The organism is Kitasatospora sp. NPDC008115, assembly GCF_042957205.1.
GTDB lineage: Bacteria > Actinomycetota > Actinomycetes > Streptomycetales > Streptomycetaceae > Kitasatospora.
In genome coordinates this window covers 53,541-61,619 of the sequence record NZ_JBIBHU010000039.1, presented here as the reverse complement: position 1 = coordinate 61,619, position 8,079 = coordinate 53,541, and the positions used below count along the sequence as shown (strand labels likewise).

Below are 8,079 nucleotides of genomic sequence, written 5' to 3'. Positions count from 1 at the left end.
GGGCCCCCGGGGCACCCCGGCAAACCGCCTGGCCCCCGGGGGGGGGGGGCCCCGCCGGGGGGGCCCGGGGGGGGGCCGGGGGGGGGGGGCCCCGGGCGGGGGGGGGGGGGGGGGCCCCCCCGCGCCGGGGGCTCACCCCTTGGCGAAGCCGGTCGGGCTGAGCGAGTCGAAGCCGAGCCGGACGGCGGTGACCGGGCCCAGGTCGGCGTTGGTGCCGTGCACCGACACCAGCTCCTGGTCGGTGAGCGCCCGGCGGTGGATCCGGAACTCGTCGAGCGCGCCGGTGAACCGGTTGGTGCCGTCGGGCTTGGCCCCGAGCTCGAAGCCGTTGACGGCGAAGGCGTCGGTGACCGTCACCGAGCCCGCCGGGACGGGCGCCGAGCCCACCACCGCGCCGTCCACCAGCAGCTGGAGCGTGCCGCCGGAGCGGCGCAGCGCCACCTGGTGCCAGAGCCCGTCGCCGAACGCCGTGGCCGCCGAGGCGTCCACCGCCGTCACCGTGGTGGTCGCGGTGTCCGTCTCGAAGGCCGCGTAGAGCCGGTCCTGCGCGGGCTGGACCCGCAGCCAGATCTGCCGCTCGGCGGAGCCCGCCCCGTACGCCCAGACCAGCACCTGCTCCGGGTCGGCCGGCCCGGCCTGGAAGCGGACCTCGGTGCTGATGGTGAAGTCACCGGCGCCCAGCGCCACCGCCGACCGGTAGGGCAGCCGCACGGCGTCGTCGGTGCCGTCCAGGACGAGCGCCGCGCCGAACGCGCCGGACGGCGTGAGGCCGGCCCCGCCGTCCACCCGGGCGTTGACGCAGTGGACGGAGCCGTCCGGGGTGGACGGCCCGTCGTCCAGGCGCACCACGTCGTGCTGCTGGGTCCACTGGCTCTCGAAGCTCCACCAGAGCGCGGGCAGGTCGGCCGGGTAGTAGCCGCTGCTGCCGGCCGGGGAGCCGGCCACCGCCGCCAGTTCGGCGGCGCTCAGCGCCCGGTGGTAGAGCCGGACGTCGTCCAGCGAGCCGGTCAGCACATCGGTGCCGGTGGGCTTGGCGCCCACCCGCAGGCCCTCGATGCCCTGCTCGGGGCCGGCCGTCAGCGACCCGGTGAGGTCGTCGACGGCCACGCCCGCGCCGCCGTCCACGCTCAGCCGCACCGTGCCGCCGCTGCGGGTGAGGGCCATCAGGTGCCAGGCGTCGTTGCCGAAGGCGGTGGCCGGGGAGGTGTCCGGCAGCGCCACCGAGACGGTGTCGGTGGTGGTCTGCACCCAGGCGTTGAGCCGGTCCTGGGAGGGCTGCGCCCGCACCCACAGCGAGCGCCGGCCGGAGGTGGAGCCGTAGGCCCAGAGCAGGGCCTGGTCGCCGGTGCCGGCCTGGTACTTGAACCAGACGGTGTAGGTGAAGTCGCCCGCGCCGACGTCCAGGGCCGGCGTGTAGGGGACCTCGACGCCGGGGTGGGTGCCGCCGACCGCGAGGCCGGTCGCGCCGACCCGGCCGGTCACCAGCGAGGGCTTGCCGCTGCCCAGCAGGGTGCCGTCGGCGCAGTGCCCGGAGACGTCCTCCTCGATCGCGATCGTGGAGCGGGTGGGCACCACCGCGCCGTCCAGCACCTGGAAGGGCAGCCGCACGCCGAGCGCCGCGTCGGCGGCGGGCGAGAGCGCGGCCGCGTTGGCGTCGCGCAGCGCGGTGGTCTCGGCGGGCGTCAGCGCGGTGCGGTACAGCCGGAACTCGTCCAGCGAACCGGTGAAGCGGTCGTCGGCGGCGGTGTTGGCCTTGGCGCCGATGCGCAGCCCGGTGGACCGGTCGGCCGGGCCCGGGGTGACGGCGCCGGTGACGCCGGTGGCGGTGGCCGGGGTGCCGCCGTCGACCGCCAGGCTGACGGTGGCGCCGGTGCGCGACAGGGTCACCAGGTGCCAGGCGCCGTCACCGAAGGCGGTCGCCGCGGACGGGTCGGGCAGGCTGACGGGGGTTCCGGCGTCGGTGCCCTGCACCCAGCCGTGGAGCCGGTCCTGGCCGGGCTGGGCGCGCAGCCACACCTGCGGGGCGGAGGCGCCGACGCCGTAGCCCCAGAAGAGGACCTGCTGGGCGGTGGCGGCGGTCGCCTGGTACTTGAACCAGAGGGCGTAGGTGAAGTCGCCCGCGCCGGGGTCGGTCGGGCGCGACCACGGGAGGTCCGCGTACTGGGCGGCGGTCCCGGTGTTGTCCAGCACCAGGCCCTGGTAGAAGCGGCCGGCGCCGAGCGCGGCGCCGCCGCGCGGGTAGGCGTCGCCGTGCTGGGAGCTCGCGTCGGGCGTGGTGACGGCCGCGGCGACCTGCTGCTGGTCGGAGCCGTCGCCGTGGAAGCCGCCGGGCACCCCGAGCGAGGCCGGGGTGAGGGTGCGGTAGTGGATCCGGTCCGCGGAGAAGGTGGTGCCGGTCTCGTAGAGCAGCCCGACCTCGCCGCCGACGGTCTCCACCAGGTCGGAGTAGCCCGACGCGTTGCCGGTGATCAGGCCGTTGGCGGGGGTCTTCCAGGTGATGCCGTTGTCGGTGGAGTACCGCACGGTCATGTTCTTGCGGCTGGTCGGATCGGCCGGGCCGGAGAACAGCAGGGTGTCGCCCGACGCGTTCTGCCAGGTCTGCCGCAGGGCCAGCACGGAGCCCTGGACGTCCGGGGTGACCAGTGAGGGGATCACGGTGGCGGCGGGCACGCTGGTCCCGCCGTCGGTGCTGGTCGCGCGGGTGCGGTGGTTGGCGTTGCCGCCGATCTGGTTGCGCGCCATGGCGTAGACGCTGCCGCCGCGCAGCTCGGTGACGGACACCTCGCCGGGGTTGACCAGCGCCTGGCCGGGGTTGGCCGGGTCCGCCACGTAGGAGTTGGGGGTCGCGCTCGCCTGCCAGGTGGCGCCGTGGTCGTCGCTGTACAGCACGCCCGCGTAGTCCGTGCCGGCCGACGGGACCTGGTGCGCCCCGACGACCAGGCGGCCGGCGTGCGCGCCCTGGGTGAGCTGGACGCCGTGGCCGGGGCCGGTGGCGAACCAGCCGTTGGTGTTTCCGGAGAAGGTCGAGGTCAGCTGCTCGGCGGCGGACCAGGTGCGGCCGTCGTCGTCGCTGTGCTGGATCCAGGGCAGCCGCTTGCCGGTCGGCGTCGCGGGGTTGGAGGTGGAGAGCAGGAGGATCCGGCCGGTGGTGGCGTCCACCACGGGCGCCGCGTTGCCGCGGGTGTAGGGCTGGTCGGCGTTGTCGGGGCTGCCGGAGAGCACCAGCTCGACCGGGCCCCAGCTGCGTCCGTCATTGGTGGAGCGGCGCACCACGAGGTCGATGTCCTGGCGGTCGGCGCAGGTCGGGGACTTGCGGGCCTCGGCGAAGGCGAGCAGGGTGCCCGCCGCGGAGCGGACCAGGGCCGGGATGCGGTAGCACCCGTAGCCGCCGGTGCCGCCCGCGAAGAGCACCTGGTCGCCGGTGCCGCTGACCCCGCTCGCGACGGCCTGCCCGGCGGGCGGGCCGGCCAGGGTGAGCAGGACGGCCGTGCAGAGCGCCGCCGTCCAGGCCGACCGGAGGATCCGGAGAGCGCGGGACCGGAGCCCGGGCCCGTGTCCCTCTCCGCGTGAACATGATCGATTCATGACGGCGGACTGTAGGCCGGTCGTGTGTACGGAGGATGTCCGTCGCGTGCGCACCACGTGGCCCGCACCGCCCCGCCGACCGCCCGGCTGACGGCTCGTCACCCCGCCCGGGGGGAGCATGTGATGGCGTGGCGGCCGATGCCGAGGCGCGTGTCATGCCCGTCCGATCGCTCACCTGGGCGGTTAATCCATTTGCCCAGGATTACCGGGTAATTTACGTTGGCCCGCATGAAGCCGTTGACCGAATCCGAGATCCGCGCCGCGTTCGTGAACTGCAGCAAGGGCGAGGCCGCCCGGCTGAACGTGCCTCGGGACCTGGCCGAACGCTCCTGGGACGACCTCGACTTCCTCGGCTGGCGCGACCCGCAGGCCCCCGACCGCGGCTATCTGGTGATCGAGCTGGACGGCCGCCTGGTGGCCATCGTGCTGCGCGCCTCCGGGGCGACGGCCTGGCAGGCCCGGGGCAGCCTCTGTTCGCTGTGCCGCACCCCGCACGCCGACGGGGTCTCCCTGCTGGTGGCGCCGAGGGCCGGGAAGGCCGGCAAGCAGGGCCACTCCGTCGGTGCCTACATGTGCGCCGACCTGGCCTGCTCGCTCTACATGCGCGGCCTGAAGGACCCCGGTACGCGGTTCCGCGAGTCGCTCACCCTGGAGGAGAAGATCGACCGCATGACGGGCAACCTCACCGCCTTCCTCGCCAAGGTCCTGGAGTAGCGGACCGGAGGAGGGCGTCGGCCCCGCCGCGGCCGACGGGGCCGGCCCGCTCCGATCGGGCGGCCGGCTCGTTGAAGGGGTATGGCGGACGAAGCGGGTGACGGTGGAACGGCGCCGATGGTCTGGGCGCTGGCGGTGCGTGCGACGGCGGCCGGGCCGCCGTTCGCGGAACTGATCGTGGAGATCGGGCCGCGGCTGTACGAGGAGTTCGTCGAGAGCGCGGTGGACAGCGGCTTCGTGCTGGCGGCGGGGGAGCCGCCCGCCACCACCGCCGTGGTCGGGCTGCACGGCAATGTGCTGAGCCGGCTCGTCCTGGTGGGCGGCCGGCAGCTCTGGGAGCCGGCTTCCGAGGTCCGCGCCTCGCCCGGTTGGGTGGCGGCCGCCGAGGACCGGGGCCTGGTGGTCGTACTCGTCGTACCGCCGGGGACGTGGCCGCCGGACCTCATGGAGCTCGCCCCGGAACAGGGCGCGGAGGTGCTCGGCCGGAGTCTGGAGGAGGCCCGCACCGCCGGCGCCGTGCTGCACGGCACGGCCGGCTACGCGCGACTCGGTCCCCGGTGACCGGGCGCCGGTCACCCGGTCCCCGGTCCTGATGGGGCGCAAGTGGCGTCCGGGGTCGGACTCGTGCGAACGAATCATTCCGATGAGGCCCCAGGACGGTCAAGGGAAAACAAATTTCCCGGCCGCTTGAAATACTCCGGAAATAGAACGGCAATATCAAACAACGGGCATTTGTTCGGGTTGTAGGCCGAGGGTGACGGCATCCCCTCGCCGGCCGGGCCGACGGCGCGCCGGTCGTGCGCCGCCCCTGGCCTGTGTCGATGGCCGCTCAGGCCGCTCACGGGCCGCGAGGTGGCGCACGCCCCCGCGCCCGCTCGCGCAGCGGCGCCATGGGCGGCCGGGGTGCGCGATCCCGGCCGAAGCCGTGGAATACGCGCCGTTGCGGAGGCGTCGAGGCGGAACTCATTATTCGGATGGCCTGATCGCCATACCGGAATTCCGCTCCGGGATCGCGTCTCCCGCCGTACACCCCCGCCCCGCCCCGCCGCGCCCGGCGCCGTACCGCTCCATGTCGCGCCGCACCGTGCTGTCCCGTGCCGTCCCGTGTTGCTCCGTGCTTCCCGCTCCGCCCCACGCCGTCCCGCCGCGCCGACCCCTGCCACGAGGAGGGTTCCGTTGGACAACCGGTACGAGGCCTACGCCTACGCCGACCCGCTCTTCTACGACTCGCCCCGCCGCTGGGGAGCCCACGAGGAGTTCGCCGCCGTCACCCGCCCGCTGCCCGAAGGCTGGGAGCGCGGTGACCTGGAGATGTGGGCGGTGGCGCGCCCCGTCGGCGTACGGATCCCGGACCAGGGGTGGAAGATCCACGTCTCCTCGTGCACCGCGACCGCGGAGGAGGTGCTGGAGGCCGTCCACGCCTACTGCCTGCGCGAACGGATCACCTTCAAGTTCCTGCGCGGCCTGCCCATCCTCCAGGTGCAGAACTCCAAGTACGCGCCACGCGGCTCCAGCGGGAAGTTCTGCACGCTCTACCCGGTGGACGACGCCGAACTGGCGCGCTGCCTCGACGGCCTCGGCGCGCTGCTCGCCGGCCGGAAGGGCCCCTACATCCTCAGCGACCTGCGCTGGCAGGACGGCCCGCTCTACCTGCGGTACGGCGGCTTCGCCGAGCGCTACTGCCGCGACGAGTCGGGCGAGCGGGTACTGGCCCTGGCCACGCCCGACGGACGGCTCGTCCCGGACGTGCGCGGCGCCGCCTTCGCCGTCCCCTCCTGGGCGCCGGTGCCGGAGTGCATCGCCCGGGCGGTCGCCGAGCGCGCGGTCCAGCGCGACACCGGACTGCCGTACACCGTGGAGCGGGTGCTGCACTTCTCCAACGCCGGCGGCGTCTACCTGGCCCGCGACGGGCGGGACGGTCCACCGGTGGTGCTCAAGGAGGCCCGCCCGTACGCGGGGCTGGACCAGCGGGGCGTGGACGCGGTGACCCGGCTGCACAACGAGCACGCCGTCCTGGCCCGGCTGGCCGGGGTCCCGGGGATCCCTGCCCAGCACGGACTGCTGACGGCCTGGGAGCACGAGTTCCTCGTCCAGGAGTACGTGGCCGGCCAGCCGCTCAGCGAGTGGCTGACCGCCCGCTACCCGCTGATCCACCCCGACGCCGACGAGGACGCCGTCGCCGTGTACACCCGGGACGCCCTGGCCGTCGTCGGCCAGGTGGAACGGGCGCTGGAGCGGATCCACGCCCGCGGCGTCGTCTTCGGCGACCTCCACCCCCGGAACCTGATCATCAGGCCGGACGGCGAGCCGTGCTACATCGACTTCGAACTCGCCAGCACCGTCGAGGACTTCCTGCGCCCCGCACTGGGCGCCGCCGGCTTCACCGCCCCGCTCGGCCGCACCGGGACGGACATCGACCGGTACGCGCTGGCGGCGCTGCGTCTGTGGCTCTTCTACCCGGTGGTCCAGCTCACCGCGCTGGACCCGGCCAAGGCCGACCAGCTCGCCGACGCGATCGAGCGGCGCTTCCCGGTCCCGCCCGGCTACACCGACGACATCCGCCGCCACCTCGCCCGCTCGCCGGGCGACGGCCGCACCCCCCGCCCCGAACTCGACGCCGGCCGTGCCGGGACCCGCGCGCTGCTGGAGGCCCCGGTCGCCGACTGGCCCGCGATCAGGGACTCGCTGGCCGCCGGCATCGCCGCGGCGGCCACCCCCGAGCGCGCCGACCGGCTCTTCCCGGGCGACGTCGCCCAGTTCACCCACGGCGGGCTCGGCCTGGCCCACGGCGCGGCCGGCGTGCTCTACGCCCTGCACACGACCGGCGCCGCCGTCGACGCCGCACACGTGCGGTGGCTCGCCGAAGCCGCCCGCGAACGCCGCCTCGTCCCCGGGCTCTACCACGGCGGCCACGGCATCGCCTACGTCCTCGACCTGCTGGGCGAGCACGAGCGGGCGTCCGAACTCCTGCACCGCCTCCGCGCGGCCGAGGCCGCCGAGGACGCGACGCCTCCGGCCCCCACGCTCGCCTCCGGCGGCCCGGGCATCGCCCTCACCCTCCTCCACTTCGCACGCGCCACCGGGGACGAGCGGCTGCTGGAGGAGGCCCTGGCCGCCGCCAGGAGCGCCGCGACGACCTGGGAGAAGACCGGCCGCGAGGACGCCCGACGGCGGGCCGGCCTGCTGGCCGGCGCGTCGGGCGCCGCGCTCGCCCTGGTCCGCCTCCACGAGCACACCGGGGACCACGCTCTGCTGGACCAGGCCGAGAGCCTCCTGGAACTCGACCTCGAACGCTGCGTCCAGGTCGCGGACGGCACCCTCCAGGTGGTCGACCGGCGCCGGGTGCTGCCCTACATCGAGACCGGCAGCACGGGGATCGGCCTCGTCCTCGCCGCGCTGCTCGCCCACCGGCCCGACAGCCCGTCGGCCGGACGGCAGGCGATGATCCGCAAGGCGGCCGAACCGGAGTTCGTGATCCAGCCAGGCCTGTTCAACGGGCGGGCCGGACTCCTCGCCCACCTCGCCCTGACCGGCGACCCGGCGACGACGGAACCCCTGCTCACCCGGCACCGCGCCCTGCTGGCACTCCACCAGGTCCCCTTCCACGGCCACCTCGCCTTCCCCGGCGACCAGTTGCTGCGGCTGTCGACGGACCTGGCGACCGGCTCGGCCGGAATCCTGCTGGCCCTGGGCACCGCCCTGGCCGGCACCCCGTTCCTTCCCTTCCTGTAGGCCCCCGCGGGCCGCACCCCACAGACTCCCGGCCGCCCGGCCGGGTGA

General features: G+C 75.1%; 4 protein-coding genes. 3 read left to right on the top strand and 1 reads right to left on the bottom strand.

All coding sequences use genetic code 11. The features are described from left to right. Positions 1–132: 132 nt before the first annotated feature. Entirely contained in the window at positions 133–3,585 is a 3,453-nt protein-coding gene (locus ACFZBX_RS34230; RefSeq protein WP_391537703.1) for a LamG-like jellyroll fold domain-containing protein, read from the bottom strand. Positions 3,586–3,813: 228 nt separating this feature from the next. Between ACFZBX_RS34230 and ACFZBX_RS34225 the strand changes: the two genes are divergently transcribed. The 3 genes from ACFZBX_RS34225 to lanKC all read left to right on the top strand — a co-directional run bounded on the left by ACFZBX_RS34225 (position 3,814) and on the right by lanKC (position 8,031). Beyond that, complete coding sequence (locus ACFZBX_RS34225) at positions 3,814–4,299, top strand: FBP domain-containing protein (protein ID WP_391537702.1); 486 nt, start codon at positions 3,814–3,816, stop codon at positions 4,297–4,299. 81 nt (positions 4,300–4,380) lie between these two features. Then, positions 4,381–4,860 (top strand): hypothetical protein, encoded by a 480-nt coding sequence (locus ACFZBX_RS34220; protein ID WP_391537701.1) that lies wholly within the window; start codon positions 4,381–4,383, stop codon positions 4,858–4,860. 615 nt (positions 4,861–5,475) lie between these two features. Continuing rightward, the gene (lanKC, locus tag ACFZBX_RS34215) at positions 5,476–8,031 is read left to right on the top strand and encodes a class III lanthionine synthetase LanKC (RefSeq protein ID WP_391537700.1); all 2,556 of its coding nucleotides are present in this window, start codon (positions 5,476–5,478) and stop codon (positions 8,029–8,031) included. Positions 8,032–8,079 lie beyond the last annotated feature (48 nt).

What these genes read in the sequence shown, in the direction of transcription:
- ACFZBX_RS34225 (WP_391537702.1), top strand. Translation starts at nt 3,814, where the DNA reads ATGAAGCCGTTGACCGAATCCGAGATCCGCGCCGCGTTCGTGAACTGC.
- ACFZBX_RS34230 (WP_391537703.1), bottom strand. Translation starts at nt 3,585, where the DNA reads ATGAATCGATCATGTTCACGCGGAGAGGGACACGGGCCCGGGCTCCGG.
- ACFZBX_RS34220 (WP_391537701.1), top strand. Translation starts at nt 4,381, where the DNA reads ATGGCGGACGAAGCGGGTGACGGTGGAACGGCGCCGATGGTCTGGGCG.